The organism is Paenibacillus glycanilyticus, from assembly GCF_023715145.1.
Classification (GTDB): domain Bacteria; phylum Bacillota; class Bacilli; order Paenibacillales; family Paenibacillaceae; genus Pristimantibacillus; species Pristimantibacillus glycanilyticus_A.
This window is the reverse complement of the sequence record NZ_JAMBNP010000001.1, coordinates 354,139-371,844: the sequence shown is the minus strand read 5'-3', so window position 1 is coordinate 371,844 and position 17,706 is coordinate 354,139. Positions and strand designations below refer to the sequence as shown.

The following is a 17,706-nucleotide window of genomic DNA, read 5'->3' as shown; positions in this document are numbered from 1 at the left end:
ATCAAAAAGGAGAATTGAAATGAAATGGAATAAGAAGTTAGGAGCGGCAATTCTTGCAACGGTTATTTTAGCTGCATCTTCTCCATTCGTAGGACTTCCGAAGGCGGAGGCGTCCGGGTTAACCTGGCCAGCGGGACAAATCCTTCCGTCCTTTTCAACGCCTGCTTCCACGCTTGACGTCATGAATTTGGTTACCGAGTATAAATATGAGGCAGAAGGGACGTTGGTCGGACACGGCACCGGTCATTTGGACGGCAACGGGTGGCTCGCTCAAACGTCCATAGATGCTCCCAATCAGCACATGGTATACGGTCCTTATGCTACCGATATTCCTGTAGGAGCGAACCAGGCTTTCTTCGATATGATCATCGATAATAATACGGCCAATAATGATGTCATTGTAACGGTAGATGTCCGTGACAATACGAACGGGCAAATACTGGCCACCCGAGATATTACCCGTCAGGAGTGGACGAAGGCAGGTTCTTACGAGAGGTTCAATCTATCCTTCAACAACCCGACTGCCGGCCATGCGATCGAATTCAGAGTCTATTGGTACGGACGCGCTTATACCAAAGTGGATGCCGTCGGGACAAGTCTGCAGGGCAAATCGGATGAAGCTGTGTTATTCACGACGCTTAAGGGACTCGTTAATAAGACGCAGCCCAGAATCTATACTTATGATGATGCCGTCAAAGGGGAGGACGGGAAGGATAAATGGCTGAATGATTTGGGCATTGGACATGCCGATGTAGCGGACAATTGGTCGCTGATCACCAAATACGCCAGCGAGATAAACGGGATTGTTGTTTACGACGATGCGGTGCCGGATACGGTTAATCTGGCGACGACGATTGCTTCGCTGTCCGGCGGAATCGTAGCGCCGCCAAGCCTGGTCAGCAAGTTGACCTCCGCGCCTTACAATCTTCCGATTGTGAATGATTTGCGCGGGGATTTCAGCACGAAGCTGCAGGTTTATCAGTATTTGCACGACCATTATTGGTCAACGCTGCCGCATAACCTCATTATCGGATTGAACCCGGGAATTAAAGGCTTCCTGCGCGACTATGCGCTGGCAACGGGGACGGCTGTCGTATGGCTGGATCCGTCCGTTCCGGCTGAAAAGACATTGCTGCAAAGCTTCCTAGCGGATATGCCTTACGGCAGCGGGGCTTACATGGGCTGGTGGCCGGATGAAGCAATCGGGGTTCAAGCCGGTTCGGAATACGGCATCTCTACGATCGCGAGCGATTTCTCTTCCAACCTGACGGTATTCGGGGGAGCTTCAAGAACCGTTAATGTGAAGCCCGTACCTAACAAACCGGCGCTTCAGAACAAAATCTATGTCTCCTTGATATTGAGTGACGGCGACAATCTGCAATATATGGAGCATCGCTTCAAGAAAATTTGGGATTCGCCAAACCGTGGAGCCGTGCCGCTCGGCTGGACGGTCTCCCCGGCCATGCTGGATGCCATGCCGGGCGTGTTGAATTACTTGTACAATACCGCTACGCCTAACGATGCTCTGATTGCGGGGCCTTCCGGAGTTGGTTATACCTATCCGAACGCTTGGGCCAATCAAGCTTATCTGGATAACTTCGTGGCTCTATCGAACGATTATATGAACCGTGCCGGGTTAAAGGTCGCTACCATCTGGAATACGATTACCGGCGGCATCAATCCAAACGTAGGGAACAGCTTTGCGCAATACGCGCCGTCATTATTGGGCTTAACGGGGCAAAACGCCGGCAGTCCGATTACCATCTATGGCAATTCGCTGCCGACGCAGGGGCTGAGCGCCACCTATTGTTACTCGGAAGCCACGATCATCTCCGAGATTAACAATGCCATTGCAGGCTGGGATGGGGCGGCACCGCGCTTTGTCAGCATTCAGTCTAATCCATGGGATGTCTCTTATCAGATGATCGTCAACGCGGTGAATAACTTCAGCGGCAACAGCAACATCGTGTTTGTCAGACCGGATACGTACTTCCAATTAATGCGGGAACATAATCAGCTGCCGATCGATCCTTCCGCGGTCGTTAAGCAATACGAGGCAGAAAGTGCTTTCTCCCACGCTACGGGTGCGGCGAGCGGCAGCGATTGGTCGGCTAACGTAAGCGCGCATAATGCCGGCTACATGCTGTCCGGCAATTATGACAATACCGTTCCGACCGGGCGCCATACGGCTACCTTCAAAATGAAGATCGACTCCGTCACGGGTACGAACGATAATGTCGTTACGCTGGATGTCCGGAATAATACAACCGGCCAAACCTTGGCCTCCGTTGATGTTTACCGCAATCAATTCAAGAAAAGCAATGCGTACCAGGATTTCAGCTTAGCCTTTAACAATCCTTCCGGAAGCAGCCTGGAGTTCAGAGCTTATTACCGGGATAAGGCTACTATCGGCATCGATAAAGTAACCGTTACGAAAAGAATCGGGAAATATGAAGCGGAAGGCGCCGTGGTGGGGCATGCTCAAGGACGCGTGAGCGGTGACGGCTGGCAAGCCTCTCCATCGCTCGACGGAACGGGCCATATGCTGTATGGTCCATATGATGCCAATGTTCCGGTAGGAAGCCGCACGATCACCTACCGGCTTAAGGTAGATAACAATACTGCCGATAATGCTGCGGTTGCCATCATTGACGTCTGGGATGCGGCATCGAATTCCGTGGTGACGCAAGCCACGGTGACGAGGCAGCAATTCACGTCCGCGAACCAATATCAGGATTTCAGTCTTTCCTTCAATCAGACACTCAATCGGAATCTTGAATACAGAGTTTGGTATGCCGATACGGCAACGATAACGGTAGACCATATTACGGTTAATTAACCGTCTGGCCAAACGAAGCATTGCGGGCGGGAGCCAACTATGTAGGCGGGGTAGACCCGGCCGGTCTGGACGGGCAAGTGGACGCAAGTCTGGAAGCGATGTTCGAGCTCAGCGCGGAATTTCAAGCAGGCGTGGATCTGCATCTTCATGATCCGGGACATCTTGGCATGTATACGATCAGCCGATTCGCGGATTTGACCCAGCAGGCTGGCCAAAGCGGCCGTACTGCCGTGAGTCATGCCTATTAATGCGACGTAAATCTTAAGCAGGGCGTTCTAAATGGACGCACTGCTTTTTTATTGTTTAGCGGAGCGAACTCTTTTCCATAATCTTGGAATTGCATACAGTTTCCGTAGGATTGCATCTTATGGAGGGAACCGGTAAGTTCCTATAATTAGAGATACGCCAAAGAAAGGAGGGACGGTTGGAAGACAACTTGTAATCGCTTCCAGATCAGGACCGAAGTACATTAATACGTCAGTTTTTATTATGGAGGAGGAAAATAATGCGCAATAAGTATATGGCAACGCTGCTGATTGCAGCGTTACTGATCACCAGCTTGCTGGCATCCGTCGGAGAGCAGGTCTTTGCTGCCGGCGGACAGAATCTGGCTCTCGGCAAGACGATTACCGCAAGCGGGCAGTCCCAAACGTATTCGCCAAACAATGTGAAAGACGGCAACCAGGCGACTTATTGGGAAAGCGCGAATAATGCTTTTCCGCAATGGATTCAGGTTGATCTTGGCTCTGTGACAAGTATCGATCAGATTGTGCTCAAGCTGCCGGCAGGCTGGGGAGCAAGAACGCAAACGCTGGCTGTACAAGGAAGCACGGACGGTTCAGCCTTTACCAACCTTGTGGGTTCAACCGGCTATCTGTTTGATCCAAGCGTTGCGAATAACGCGGTTACCATCAGCTTCTCCGCAGCCAGCACGCGTTACGTGCGTCTGAATGTTACGGCAAATACAGGCTGGCCGGCTGCTCAGCTGTCCGAGCTTGAAATATATGGCGCAAGTACGCCGGTAACTCCTGGTACATATCAAGCGGAGTCGGCTGCTTTGTCCGGCGGAGCCAAGGTGAATACCGACCATACCGGCTTCTCCGGCACCGGATTTGTAGACGGCTACTGGACGCAAGGGGCAACGACAGCCTTCACTGTGAACGTATCCTCTGCGGGAAGTTATGAGGCATCGTTAAAATATGCCAATGCAAACGGCGCCGCAAGAACGATCAGCATCTATGTGAATGGAACAAAAATCCGTCAGACCTCGCTGCCAAATCTGGCGAACTGGGATACATGGGGCACGAAAGTTGAAATATTATCCCTCAATGCCGGCAACAATACAATTGCGTACAAATTTGATGCAAGCGATACAGCGAACGTTAATATCGATGAGATTAAGATAACGGCGTCCAGCACGCCAACGCCAACACCAACACCAACACCAACACCAACACCAACACCAACACCAACACCAACACCAACACCAACACCAACGCCAACACCAACACCAACACCAACACCAACACCGACGCCAACACCCCCGGCTACAGATAACATCGCAATTGGCAAGACGATAACGGCGTCCTCCAGCACGCAAACTTATGCGGCCGCTAACGCAAACGATAACAATACGAGCACGTATTGGGAAGGCGGCAGCAATCCGAGTACATTAACGCTTGATCTCGGCAAAAATTACAATATGTCTTCCATTGTTCTTAAGCTGAATCCGGCAACGGAGTGGGGTTCCCGCACGCAAACCATTCAAGTATTAGGCCATAATCAGTCAACCACAACCTTCAGCAATCTGGTCTCCTCACAGAGCTATACGTTTAACCCGGCTTCCGGCAATACCGTGACTATTCCGGTAACGGCAACGGCAAAAAGGCTTCAATTAAACATCACTTCAAATTCCGGTGCTCCGGCGGGACAAATTGCGGAATTCCAGGCATTTGGCACGGCTGCGGCAAATCCGGACCTGACCATTACCGGTCTGTCATGGTCGCCTGCATCCCCGGATGAGTCGAGCAGCATTACCCTTCAAGCAACGGTAAAAAATGACGGAAACGCAAGCTCCGCCGCATCTACTGTAAATTTCTATCTGAACAATGAGCTGGCAGGTTCCGCGGCAGTAAGCGCTTTGGCTGCCGGGGCTTCCGCTTCGGTCTCCTTAAATGCAGGGACCAAGACCGCGGCGTCTTATTCAGTTAACGCAAAAGTAGACGAAAGCAACGCCATTATTGAGCTTAACGATTCGAACAACAGCTACACGAGCACCGCGTCTTTGGTTGTCGCGCAAGTTGCAAGCTCCGATCTGGCCGGAACAACCTCATGGTCGCCAAGCAGTCCGGTTGCAGGCAACACGGTTGCGTTTTCGGTTAATCTGAAAAACCAGGGGACCGTAGCCTCGGCCGGCGGTGCTCATGCCATTACCGTCGTTCTTAAAAATTCGGGCGGTTCAACGATTCAAACCTTCAGCGGTTCGTATAACGGTGCTTTAGCTTCCGGTGCATCCGTTAATGTAAGCATCCCGGGCACCTGGCCAGCCATTAACGGCAACTACACGGTTACGACTACCATTGCGGCCGACGCGAATGAAGTGACGTCCAAGCAAGCGAATAACGTAAGCACCGCTAATCTGGTTGTCTATTCCGTGCGTGGCGCAAGCGTGCCGTATACCAAATACGATACGGAAGACGCTACACGAGGCGGGGGAGCGACGCTTCAGTCCGCGCCAACCTTTGATCAAGCTCTGACAGCCTCCGAAGCCTCCGGGCAAAAATACATCGCGCTTCCTTCAAACGGTTCTTATCTGCAATGGACGGTGCGGCAGGGTGAAGGCGGCGCAGGCGTAACCATGCGATTTACCATGCCTGACTCGGCAGACGGCATGGGACTAAACGGGGCGCTTGACGTCTATGTGAATAACGTGAAAGTAAAAACCGTGGCATTGTCCTCCTACTATAATTGGCAATATTTCTCGGGAGACATGCCGGCTGATGCGCCTGGCGGAGGTCGGCCGTTGTTCCGGTTTGACGAAGTGCACTGGAAGCTGGACGCTCCTCTTCAGCCTGGCGATACCATTCGCATTCAGAAAGGCAACGGAGACAGCCTTGAATACGGGGTAGACTTCATCGAGGTTGAACCTGTTCCGACAGCCATTTCCAAACCGTCAAATGCAGTGTCCGTCACCGATTACGGAGCAATTGCAAATGACGGCCAAGACGATCTGACGGCCTTCAAATCCGCCGTTACTGCAGCGGTGGCAGGCAACAAAACGTTGTACATTCCCGAAGGTACGTTCCACCTGGGCAACATGTGGGAGATTGGTTCGGTCAACAGCATGATTAACAACCTCACCGTTACGGGCGCTGGTTACTGGCACACGAATATCCAGTTCACAAATCCGAATGCGGCAGGCGGGGGGATCTCGCTCCGTATTACAGGGAAGCTGGATTTCAGCAACGTGTACCTCAATTCGAAGCTGCGTTCCCGTTATGGGCAAAATGCGATATATAAAGGCTTTATGGATAACTTCGGGACCAACTCCAAGATCCATGACGTATGGGTGGAGCATTTTGAATGCGGATTCTGGGTAGGAGATTACGCACATACGCCGGCGATCTATGCAAATGGCTTAACGATTGAGAACAGCCGGATCCGAAATAACCTGGCCGACGGCGTCAACTTCGCTCAAGGAACCAGCAATTCCGTTGTCCGCAACAGCAGCGTCCGGAATAACGGGGATGATGCGCTTGCCGTCTGGACGAGTAACACAAATGGCGCGCCTGCGGGAGTGAACAATACCTTCTCCTACAACACGATAGAGAACAACTGGCGAGCGACAGGCATTGCTTTCTTTGGCGGCAGCGGGCATAAAGCCGACCATAACGTTATTATCGACACCGTTGGCGGGTCTGGCGTACGTCTAAACACCGTCTTCCCGGGCTATCATTTCCAGAACAACACGGGGATTACCATCTCCGATACAACGATCATTAACAGCGGAACAAGTCAAGACCTGTATAATGGGGAGCGGGGAGCGATTGATCTGGAGGCTTCCAATGATTCGATCAAGAACGTAACCTTTACCAACATTGATATCCTTAACGCGCAGCGTGATGCCATCCAATTCGGTTATGGCGGAGGGTTCGAGAATATCGTCTTTAACAACGTGACCATTGACGGAACCGGTAAAGACGGCGTAACCACATCAAGGTTCTCTACCGCGCATCTGGGTGCCGCAATCTATACCTATACCGGCAATGGATCCGCAACGTTTAACAATCTGGTTACGAGAAACATCGCTTATCCGAATGTGAACTTCGTGCAAAGCGGATTCAATTTGACTTTTAACTAGTATTGCAAAGCCATCCCTAACGCGGGATGGCTTTGTGTGCTTTTGGCAACCAAATCATTGCTTCTGACTAAATCTTTCTCGGCAATCTCTCGGTATAGTTAGGTTATCCATTACTGAAGGAGCTGATTGTGAGATGAATCGCCAGCCATCCAACCTTGCCTTGGAAGCCGATGCTAACCGGCAGCAGGTTATAACGGATGAACAAGCCCGGTTTTTCCTCGACAACGGATTTCTTGTTATCCGTAACGTATTGAGAGGCAAAGAGCTGCGGCTTTTGCAAGAACAAACGCTGCAGATGGTCGAGAAGGGACTTGCGGGTCAAACGGATGACCGGGACTACTTATACCGGATCAGGGCTAACGGAGAAAAGGTCTATTGGCGAACCGAGTATGTCATTGATAAGAGCGAGGCGGCCAAAGTGCTTTTGGGCCATCCCTTTATTCTGCATACTGTCGATAAGCTGCAAGGTCCCCATTTTATTCCGACCTGGGATTCGCTTGTTGTCAAAGCGCCTAATAACGCCGCTGCGGTCCCTTGGCACCGGGATGCGCTTTTGCCGGAAGGCTGTAAGGATCCAAGACCAATATTCAACGTGGATTTTTATTTGGATGATGCGGACGAAAGCTCTTGTCTGTGGGTCATTCCGGGGAGTCAGCACTGGGAATCGGCTGAAGCCGATGAACGCTGCTCAAGGCCTGGCTTTACAACAGGCGATGCCGTTCCGGTCCCGATGAAGGCCGGCGATGTCATCCTGCACAATATTCAGCTGCTGCACGGATCGCCCGAAGGGGAAGGCAACGCCTTGCGTCGCACGGTGTATTACGAGTTTAGGCCAGGTGAAATAGAGACCGCTTACGGACCGCATACGCTCGAATACCTTCCAATCAAGCAGCGTATTTTACTTGACTGCATAAACAGACGGCGGCAAAGCGGTTATACCGAAGAGGAGCAGGCGTTTGAATACCGGCCGACCGGAGCGTTTGCCCCGTCAAGGGAGGATGAGGCTCCGGCATCCTATCGCATTCCGCATGAGAGCTACTGGAGAAAATGAATGCCATGATTGTCAGGAATGAATCAGATTAGCGCAAAATTGACTGAGACTATGTCCGGTTTTTTTCTTAAACATGCGGCCAAAGGTATGGACGTCCGAATAACCTACGCGCTCAGCAATCTCGCTGATTGTAAGGTTGGAATGGATAGCCAGCTCTTTGGCTTTATTTATGCGCAGCCAGGTCAAATACTGGATCGGAGACATGCCCATATATTTGCGGAAAATAAGCAGCAGGTAATTCTTGCTCCAGCCGCTCAGCTCTTCTAATTCCTTAAGCTGTACGTCACGGTGATAGTTACTATGCAAGTAGTTTTTGACAAGCACTAATTGCGGTTTGTTGGAAGCATCGTTTTTGGCGTGTGCCTCTTCCTTGCTCCGCAGGGAAGCGTCGGTCAAGATGCGCATGAGCAGGCTCTGGCAGCGCATTTGATAGTCCAAGCCTGGCTGTCTGTAGTTCGCAACCAGCTCAGAAAGCATATTATCAATGGGATGGTCGGCAAAGTTGCCCAGGTAATGTTCATCCGAATACAATTCATGCACGGGAAAAGGAGAAAGGCCAAAGTGAAAAACAATAGAGATGCAGACATACGGCTGCGAGGAATGGGGCAATATCGAATGGCGCTCCATTGGACGATGGAAGAGCAGATCACCGCGTCTTGTCGTATACGAATTCCCTTCTATGGGATAGTCTGCGATACCGTCAACGACATATTGAAGAACATACTGCTTCATCTCCCGGTTGCGGATCGCCCAATTAGGGGGAGCTGAGAACATATGGGCTAGCGTAATAAAAGGCGGAAAATAATAGTCGGGCAATACGCCGATCGTTTCATTTGGTCCGAGTCCAGAGAGCTTGTAATAATCCATACGATATACAGCTCCTTATCCGTAGCCATGATGAAGGAATTATAGCAGATCTTGCATTTGAGCGTAATAGATTTGAGATATTCATAATCCGGCTGCGGAAAGTACGATAGGTCAGTTTTAAGGCAGGATAATGAATTGTTTTCGATTGGACAAGTCCTTAGAATCGTAAGAAAACGAGAGCAAAGGAGATACAATCTTAATGAATGCTGCCTTAACAGTGCATACACAGAAACAAGGTGCGGAATTAGGTGATTTGTTCGGCATTTTCTTCGAGGATCTGAACCATGCGGCGGACGGGGGTCTTTACGCAGAGCTGGTTCGGAACCGTTCCTTTGAGTTTGATCCCATTGATCATCCGGATTATCATGCCTTAACGGCTTGGGAAAAGGTCGAAAGAGGCGGAGGCAAGACCGAAATTACGATTGAAGAAAGTTATCCGTTGAACCACCATAACGCTCATTATGCAGGGATTGAAATTATATCCGAAGGTGACGGCGTCGGGCTTATGAACCTTGGATTTAACAGCGGCATTGCCGTTAAACAGGGGGAGAGCTATCGTTTCTCGGTGTATGCCCGGCGGGATGCCAGCTTTAACGAGCCGCTTAACGTAACGATTGAGGGAGCGGATGGCGCCATTCATGGCGAGTCTGCAATTGAGGTGAATTCAGCCGAATGGGCTAAGTATGAAGCCGTCATTACGGTTAACGTCACAGATAACGGGAGCCGCCTTGTACTTGTAACAAAAGGGCAGGGAAGGCTGTATCTGGATATGGTGTCTTTGTTCCCAGAGCGGACCTTCCTTGGCCGGCCAGGCGGGTTAAGAAGCGATATTGCAAAGCTGCTGGCGGATCTGAAGCCGAAGTTTATGCGTTTTCCGGGCGGTTGTCTGGTGCATGACGGCTCCTTGAATCCCGATGACCGAAATTCCATGTACCGGTGGAAAAATACGATTGGACCTATTGAACAAAGACCGGCCAGAAGAAATAACTGGCGCTATAATCAGACGCTGGGTCTTGGTTATTACGAATATTTTCAATTCTGCGAGGATATCGGCGCCAAGCCTATACCGATTCTGCCAGGCGGTTATGACCCGCATCATAATCGGATTGTTCCGATCGAGGAGCTGTCGCCCTGGATTCAGGATGCTCTAGATTTGATAGAGTTCGCTGTCGGAGATTCTTCTACCGAGTGGGGAGCTATACGTGCGGGGCTGGGTCACCCTGAGCCGTTTGGTCTCGAATATATCGGAATTGGCAACGAAGAGGTTGGAGAACCGTTCTTCGAACGATATCCGTATTTCCACCGGGCCATCAAAGAGAAGTACCCGGAAATGAAAGTCATCAATTCCGCAGGTCCGTTTGCGGCAGGCAGCGAGTACGAACGCGGCTGGAAATCCGCCAGAGAGCATCAATCGGATTTGGTGGACGAGCATTACTATTCGTCGCCGGAGTGGTTCTTGGCTCATTGCCACCGTTATGACAACTTCAAGGCGGATGACCCGAAAGTGTTTTTGGGCGAGTATGCGTCTTGGGGCAACACGTTTTATAACGCGCTTGCCGAAGCTGCCTTCATGACGGGGCTGGAGAAAAACGCGCATGCAGTGGGGCTGGCCTGCTATGCACCGCTATTGTGCAACGCGGATTACGTGAATTGGAAGCCGGATCTGATCTGGTTCAATAATCATGAGGCTTTTGGAACGCCTAACTACTATGTGCAGAAGCTGTTTATGCATCATCAGGGAGATCATCTTCTGCCCATTGAAGCTAGCGGGCTACAAGCGGTTCAGAAGCATGCCGGTAACAGGCCGATTAACGGAAAGTTCAAGCTGGAGACGGATCGCTGCTCCTTCCGCTATTGGGATATGCAGCTTACGAACACCGATACCGGTGAAGTGAAGCCGTTAAACGGAGGTCAGCCGGGCAAGCTGTCGGATACGGAAGAAGACAGGCTTAACGGAACATCAATCCGGACGCTGGACCTGGGAGGGACGGAGTGGGAGAACTATACGCTCACTTTGAAAGCCCAAAGAATCAGCGGGCCAAAGGGATTTAATCTTCAATTTGGTCAAAGCGACGGGAAAAATAAGATGAGCTGGGAGTTTGGCGGCTGGCAGAACCAGGATTCCATCATTGGTTCGCTTGTTAATGGAAGAGGTTCGGTCCTGACCCAAAGCCTCTTTGCCGTAGAAGACGCGACAGAATATACCTTGAAATTAGAAGTATCGGGCAGACAGATCCGCGCCTGGATTAATGGAGTCCTCTACAATGAGACGGAAGACAAGCTTCCGGTTATTGAACCACTCTATTATTCCGCCAGCTATGATCGGGCAACAGGGGATACTATCGTCAAGGTTATTAATGTACAAGAGAATAGAGTAACCGCGGAGGTTATTCTAGCGTATACGCAAAGCACATCGTTAAACGTTGCTGTCTATGAGCTTTCCGGCCATTCTCCGGAAGACGAGAATACATTCGAGTCACCGGAGCGGGTATCGCCTAAGCAAAGCGGGTTCATAACGGAGGGCAGCCGCTTTTCCTACGATTTTCCCGAGCATTCCATTACGGTCTTCAGAATGAAATAAGTTTATGTCTCAAAAAAATCGCTTTAAAAAGCGATTGGAGGGAAAACAGATGAATCAGTTATATTCAGGGCATTCAAATACAGTGGACAGGGGATCGCCGGATCATTCATTACACGAGCAAGAACCTGATCGAGTGGGAGCTAGAAGACAGCGTTGATCTGTATCATTGGGATCATGCGCAGCCCGTCTTGACGCATCGGGGACCTGAAGGCCATAACATATTCTGGTTTAAAGGCAGCTATTGGATGATTATCGCGAGTGGAGAGGGCAGGGCGTCTACCGTTCGGATGATCTGGACAACTGTGAGCGTAACGGGATGATTCTGGATACGCCCGGTGTCCGCCAGGACGACGGATGGATCGGTCATCACGCGGATGTTGTGGTTTCCGGAGAGGAAGCCTTTGTGTTTTATTTCACCCATCCCGGCCGTAACGGACTGCAGGAGGGGCGAAAGAAGGGTATGAGCAACGCAGGTCGTCGATTCAAGCCGCAAGGCTTGATGTCCGGGACGGTATCCTCGTTTGCGACCGCAATGAGGATTTTGAAATAAATCTGATTGCAGAATGATCATGCAAGAATAGATGAAGAGAATGGCATCGCTCTATCTTGGCAATTGGAAGGCATCATTGTGCTGCCGGAAGCGTGAGAATAATAATTCCATACAAACAAGTGAAAGAAGCTGCCGGCATGATCCGGCAGCTTCTTACTTGCATCAACGGCAGGGATCAGCGCAGCGGGCGGAAAGCCGTCCGGAGTTCATTCGTAAACAATGCCGGCTGTTCCCATGCCGCGAAATGTCCGCCTTTATCCAATACGTTGTAGTAGAAGAGGCCAGGGTACGCTTGCTCCGACCAGCTCTTTGGCGCCTCATAAAGCTCGTCGGGAAAGACGCTGACGGCAGCCGGAATCTTGACTCCCTTCACGCCAAAGAAAGGATATTTATTCTCCCAGTAGAGACGAGCCGATGAAATCGCGGTATTCGTTAACCAATACAGCGTGATGTCATCCAGAATATCATCGCGAGACAGTCCACCGGGCTTTCCTCGGAATGCGCTGGACATCAGCTCCAGGCTTTTATCGTCGTGATCGAGCATGAAGGCTGCCAAGCCGATAGGCGAGTCTGCCAGCCCAGCCAGCGTTTGCGGCCGCGTACCCATCAGCTCGGCATAACCCGTATGCATGTTGAAGAACTGAAGCTGTTCGTAAGCACGTTTCTCTTCGGCGGTTAAGCCGGGGGGTGCCGGTGCGCGGCATTGAAGCGCCTTATCAATATCGGGTGGTACCGTGCCGGGCATATTGCTGTGGATGCCGATCAATCCTTCGGGCGTCTTCACAGCCATCAAGTCCGTGATCATCGCGCCCCAGTCTCCTCCCTGAGCCACATACTTCTTATATCCAAGACGATTCATCAGCTCAATCCATGCGCTGGCGATTCGATCAGGTCCCCACCCGGTCGCTGCAGGTTTGCCCGAGAAACCGTATCCCGGAAGCGAAGGAATGACCACATCAAATGCATCCGTTGCCTTGCCGCCATAGGCTGTTGGATTCGTAAGCGGATCTATAATTTTCATCATCTCGATAAACGAACCCGGCCATCCATGCGTGAGGATGATCGGCAAAGCTCCTTTATGCTTCGACCGGACATGAATGAAGTGGATGTCCAAGCCGTCGATATTGGTAATGAACTGCGGGTAGCCGTTTAGCCTTGCTTCGAATTTGCGCCAGTCGTAATCATTTGTCCAGTAACGCGCCAGCTCCTTCATGGTCTCGAGCTGCGTGCCTTGCGATTGATCGGGGACGGTCTCTCTATCGGGCCATTTGGTCTCGATTATCCTTCTGCGCAAGTCAGCAAGCTCCGCATCCGGAATATGTACCTGAAACGGACGAATGGCATCCGATTGCGAGGTCTGGGAAGGTGATTTCGGTTTCCCGTCAGCTGCTGCGGGATTTAATCCGTATACGGTTATGGCTATAGTCAGGACAAAGAATATTGCCAAGTTTAGTTTGAATCTAATGTTCATGAGCAGTAATTTCCTTTCAACAGTATTTCAGGAATCTACGCCATTAAGTTCCATCAAAAGGGTGAAAATTATTCCTCATCTCGCCAACTGCCGTTCTTGCATAAGAGTCGGGCATGCGGGAGCGTGATTAAAACGGCTGAGATTTGGAAAATATAAACACGATTTTTGTATAGGAAGGAGGTAGCTCATGACTGCTCCAATTAGCGAATCGTTAGAAGAGAATGAGGAGCTTCTTAGAGGTACTTTCCGTAACTGTTACGATATCGTCTTTCGGCGTATACAAGGGCCAAAAAATTTCCTGCTGGTCTATATGGATGGCTTGGCGGATGCCAAAGCCCTGGATAATATGCTTCTGCAAATCTTGGGACCGGCGAATTCCTCTAATTCCGGCGAATTGATGGAGCATGGCTCTTCGGGCGAGATGCTGGAGCAGCAGCTGGCTTCCTTCGTTAAGACAACCTTGGCAGAAACAATGGATGACGTCGTACATGGCATATTATCCGCTCAAGTGATCATCCTGTCGGATTATACAAACCATGCCATTATTGCGGATTTGAAAGGCTTTGAGCAGCGCGGCATTGAAGAACCGTCCAACGAGATCACGATACGCGGTCCAAGAGAGGGTTTCACCGAAAACGTCAATGTAAATACGAGCATGGTCCGCAGAAAAATTATGAGCGCAAAGCTGAAGATGGAATCGATGACGGTGGGCAGTCTTTCAAAGACGACAGTGGTTATCGCTTATTTGGAAGGCATCGCAAAAGAATCGGTTGTCGAAGAGGTTCGTAAGCGGATCAGACAAATTCAAATCGATACCGTGCTTGGCGGGAATTTTATCGAAGAGTTTATTGAGGATCATCCGTTTACGTTATTTCCGCAGGTGCAAAATACGGAGCGCCCCGATATTGTGGCTTCCTATCTCGCCGAAAGAAAGGTAGCGGTCCTCATAGACGGCTCGCCTTTTGCCCTCATCGTTCCCTGTACATTGTGGAGCGCCTTTCAATCAGCGGATGATTATTACGAGCGGTTCATATATGCTACCCTCATCCGCTGGCTGCGAATGGTATTGATTATAGGCTCCTTATTTTTGCCGTCCATATATGTGGCCATCACGACTTTCCATCCAGAATTACTCCCCGCGAATTTCTTGCTCAGCATCACCTCTGCCCGTGAAGGAGTTCCCTTTCCGGCGGTTATTGAAGCCTTGCTGATGGAATTTTTATTCGAGGGCTTGCGGGAGGCCGGCATAAGGATGCCCCGCCCTACAGGTTCGGCTATCAGCATTGTAGGGGCTCTTGTTATTGGACAAGCGGCCGTTGAGGCGGGGATCGTATCGGCTCCGATGGTTATCGTTGTATCTATCACGGGAATTGCTTCTCTTATTACTCCGAGATACAGCATGGGCGTGGCTTTCCGCATGCTTCGGTTTCCGATGCTGATCTTCTCAGGAATGTTTGGATTATACGGCATTACGATGGCATCGCTATTCCTTCATATTCACCTCACCAATCTGGAATCCTTCGGAGTGCCTTATCTAAGTCCAATATCTCCTCTGTCCAGACAGGATTTAAAGGATGTGCTTATCCGCGCGCCAAGGTGGAGTATGAACACGATCCCGCTATCGGGCTCCAAGCGAAATAAATGGCGAATTCCCAAAGGCCAAAGACCCGGTGACCAAGGAGACGAAATCCTATGAGACATCGTCTGGCATCCTTCCCATGTTTGATATTTTGTCTCGTCCTAACCACAGGCTGCTGGGACCGCGTAGAGCTGTCGGACCGGGCATTTGATCTCGCGGCGTCAACGGATCTGATGGAGGACGGGAGTTATTTGACAGGCGGACAATTTATTATTCCTTCCCGAATTTCCGGGGGAGCGGCCAATGGGGGGCAGCCTTATTTTATCGAGACGGGTAACGGCAAAAGTCTTCTGGAAGCTATTCAAAAAACAAGGCAGAAGCTATCCAGAAATATTACCCGCAGCCATCGGCGGAATTATTACATCGGTGAAAGTATGGCCAAACATGGGATTAACGAGCTTCTTGACGGCTTTTCGCGGGATCCCGGCAATCGCATCCGATTAGACATATGGGTCGTGAAGGGAGGACAGGGCATGGATGCATTGAAGGTGCATTACCCTTTGGAAAAGATCCCTTCCGTCGCTCCCGTCAAAATTCACAGAGCGATTGGAGGCACGACGGCTACATCGTACCTGGACTTTATGATGGCATCAAGCAGCGAAGGCAGCAGTCCAACCTTGCCCGTGGTCGATATCGTTCAAGGAGATTCTCCGCAAAAAACGATTCGATTTTATGGACGGGCTATTTTCAACCATGATTATAAGTTGGTGGGTTATTTGAATTTTGTGGAGGGGGCCTATCGGCAGTGGATGCTGCAACGGATTTCTTATTTGGATTTGGCGGAAGAGCTTCCCGAAGCAGGAGGCAAGGTAGGCGTTATCGTCAATCAATTTGGATGCAAAATCAAAAGCAGGATCACCGGAACCAATAAAGTGAAGATGGAAATCGAGCTGACGGGATCCGGATATGTGGCTGAGAATAATACCAAGCTTAACCTGATTAGCAATAAAAATTTGAAGCTAGTTCAAAAAGAGATAAACAAGAAGACGAGCGAGCATGTTCTGGCGATGATCACGAAGGTTCAAAAGGAATACCGAGCCGACGTGTTAGGGTTTAATCAAGTGATGAACCGTCAGCATCCCGGCGAATGGAAAAGGTTAAAAGGGCAGTGGGATACGGTATTTCCCGAAATCGAGGTTGCCGTTCATGTCAATCTCAATTTGAAATACGTGGGCTTAGTAAGGCAGCCGCTTCAATATAAAGAAAGCGAGATTATAAAATGAAAATCTCCGGTTATCAGCTGTTCTGGCTCATATTCACGATGGAATTTGGAATGACGGCAATCTTTACGCTTTCAGCGACCGTGTTTCTCGCCAAACAAGATACTTGGATTTCGGTCCTCTTTGCAACGGTAATAGCCTTGGCCGTTACATTCGTCGCCGTGAAGCTAAGTCTGCTCTATCCGGAGAAAACCTTTATTCAGTCGACTCAAATCATCCTTGGCAAGTGGCTGGGGAAAATCATTTTAATCCCTTATTTCGTGATGTGGTATTCGGTGACGGGAGTTATTCTAAGGGAGTTCGCGGATTTTGTGTACATTACCTTATTTAGCTCTACGCCGCTGTGGACCATCATACTCATTATGCTAGGTGCTGTCGTGTATGTGAACTATAGCGGAGGACTTCGCAGTATCGCCCGTAGCGGAGAAATAATTGGTCCAATCTCTGCGGCGGGCAGCGTTATCATCTTTTTCTTTAGCGTGAAGGATTGGGATTGGCTGCGGCTGCTTCCGGTCTATTCCAACAGCGGAATGCTTCCCATCCTGGAAGGGGGCTTGACGCCCGCTTCCTTCCTGGCCGAATCCTTTATGGTTGTTATGCTGGCTGCCTTCATGATCAAGCCTCAGAGGCTGATGGTCACCTCGTTATTGGGAGTAGCCGTTGCTTCCATGGCCGTTCTCGGCATGAGCATCATTATCATCATGGTCTTTGGTCCGGATTTGCCGGATAAATTTATTTATCCGCTTTATTCGATCGTCTCTTATATTTCCGTCATGGAATTTATCCAGAACGTGGATGTATTGATCGTTTTGCTATGGATTATCGGCATCTTCGTTAAGCTGTCGCTCTATATGTTCATTACAAGCTACGGCACGGCGCAAATGTTTCATATTAAGAAATGGAAGCGTACCATCTGGTGGATTGCGCCAATTGTATTTGCGATATCCCTAATCCCGCGAAATACGAACGATACCATGGATTATGCGAAAAACATTTGGCATAATTGGATATTCCCCATAAATCTTGTCGGAATCCCGTTGCTCCTATGGATCGTAGGGGCCATCCGCAAGAAGCTTAAAGGCGACAGAAGGGCAGCCGAACACTAGATTCGGCTGCCCTTAAATTTTG

General features: G+C 50.2%; 11 protein-coding genes. 9 read left to right on the top strand and 2 right to left on the bottom strand.

Annotation, left to right across the window (positions count from 1 at the left end; genetic code table 11):
• The first annotated feature begins 19 nt into the window (after positions 1-19).
• The 4 genes from M3194_RS01745 (at position 20) to M3194_RS01730 (ending at position 8,250) form a co-directional block, all read left to right on the top strand.
• Positions 20-2,839: a GxGYxYP domain-containing protein gene (locus tag M3194_RS01745; protein ID WP_251651303.1), complete on the top strand. Its 2,820-nt coding sequence runs from the start codon at positions 20-22 to the stop codon at positions 2,837-2,839.
• A gap of 20 nt (positions 2,840-2,859) precedes the next feature.
• Positions 2,860-3,087 carry a hypothetical protein gene (locus tag M3194_RS01740; RefSeq protein WP_251651302.1) on the top strand — a complete coding sequence of 76 codons (228 nt, stop codon included), beginning with the start codon at positions 2,860-2,862 and terminating at the stop codon, positions 3,085-3,087.
• A 257-nt stretch (positions 3,088-3,344) separates the two neighbouring features.
• The gene (locus M3194_RS01735) at positions 3,345-7,199 is read left to right on the top strand and encodes a discoidin domain-containing protein (RefSeq protein ID WP_251651301.1); all 3,855 of its coding nucleotides are present in this window, start codon (positions 3,345-3,347) and stop codon (positions 7,197-7,199) included.
• 133 nt (positions 7,200-7,332) lie between these two features.
• Entirely contained in the window at positions 7,333-8,250 is a 918-nt protein-coding gene (locus tag M3194_RS01730; protein WP_251651300.1) for a phytanoyl-CoA dioxygenase family protein, read from the top strand.
• Positions 8,251-8,262: 12 nt separating this feature from the next.
• Here the strand turns inward: M3194_RS01730 and M3194_RS01725 are convergent, their stop codons facing one another.
• The gene (locus tag M3194_RS01725) at positions 8,263-9,117 is read right to left on the bottom strand and encodes a helix-turn-helix domain-containing protein (protein ID WP_251651299.1); all 855 of its coding nucleotides are present in this window, start codon (positions 9,115-9,117) and stop codon (positions 8,263-8,265) included.
• A 199-nt stretch (positions 9,118-9,316) separates the two neighbouring features.
• Here M3194_RS01725 and M3194_RS01720 point away from each other — a divergent pair, with 199 nt between their 5' ends.
• Entirely contained in the window at positions 9,317-11,698 is a 2,382-nt protein-coding gene (locus tag M3194_RS01720; protein WP_251651298.1) for an alpha-L-arabinofuranosidase C-terminal domain-containing protein, read from the top strand.
• Between the two features lie 241 nt (positions 11,699-11,939).
• Positions 11,940-12,248, top strand: coding sequence for a glycoside hydrolase family protein (locus tag M3194_RS01715; protein WP_251651297.1), 309 nt, complete (start codon positions 11,940-11,942; stop codon positions 12,246-12,248).
• A gap of 175 nt (positions 12,249-12,423) precedes the next feature.
• On the opposite strand, the gene M3194_RS01710 is transcribed toward M3194_RS01715, so the two are convergent.
• The gene (locus M3194_RS01710; protein ID WP_251651296.1) at positions 12,424-13,719 is read right to left on the bottom strand and encodes an epoxide hydrolase family protein; all 1,296 of its coding nucleotides are present in this window, start codon (positions 13,717-13,719) and stop codon (positions 12,424-12,426) included.
• A gap of 187 nt (positions 13,720-13,906) precedes the next feature.
• Here M3194_RS01710 and M3194_RS01705 point away from each other — a divergent pair, with 187 nt between their 5' ends.
• Genes M3194_RS01705 through M3194_RS01695 form a run of 3 tightly spaced genes read left to right on the top strand, consistent with a single transcriptional unit; the run spans position 13,907 to position 17,684 of the window.
• Positions 13,907-15,415 (top strand): spore germination protein, encoded by a 1,509-nt coding sequence (locus M3194_RS01705; RefSeq protein ID WP_251651295.1) that lies wholly within the window; start codon positions 13,907-13,909, stop codon positions 15,413-15,415.
• Positions 15,412-16,581 (top strand): Ger(x)C family spore germination protein, encoded by a 1,170-nt coding sequence (locus tag M3194_RS01700; protein ID WP_251651294.1) that lies wholly within the window; start codon positions 15,412-15,414, stop codon positions 16,579-16,581. Before M3194_RS01705 ends, M3194_RS01700 begins: the two co-directional genes overlap by 4 nt.
• Positions 16,578-17,684, top strand: coding sequence for a GerAB/ArcD/ProY family transporter (locus M3194_RS01695; protein WP_251651293.1), 1,107 nt, complete (start codon positions 16,578-16,580; stop codon positions 17,682-17,684). Before M3194_RS01700 ends, M3194_RS01695 begins: the two co-directional genes overlap by 4 nt.
• Positions 17,685-17,706: the final 22 nt, after the last annotated feature.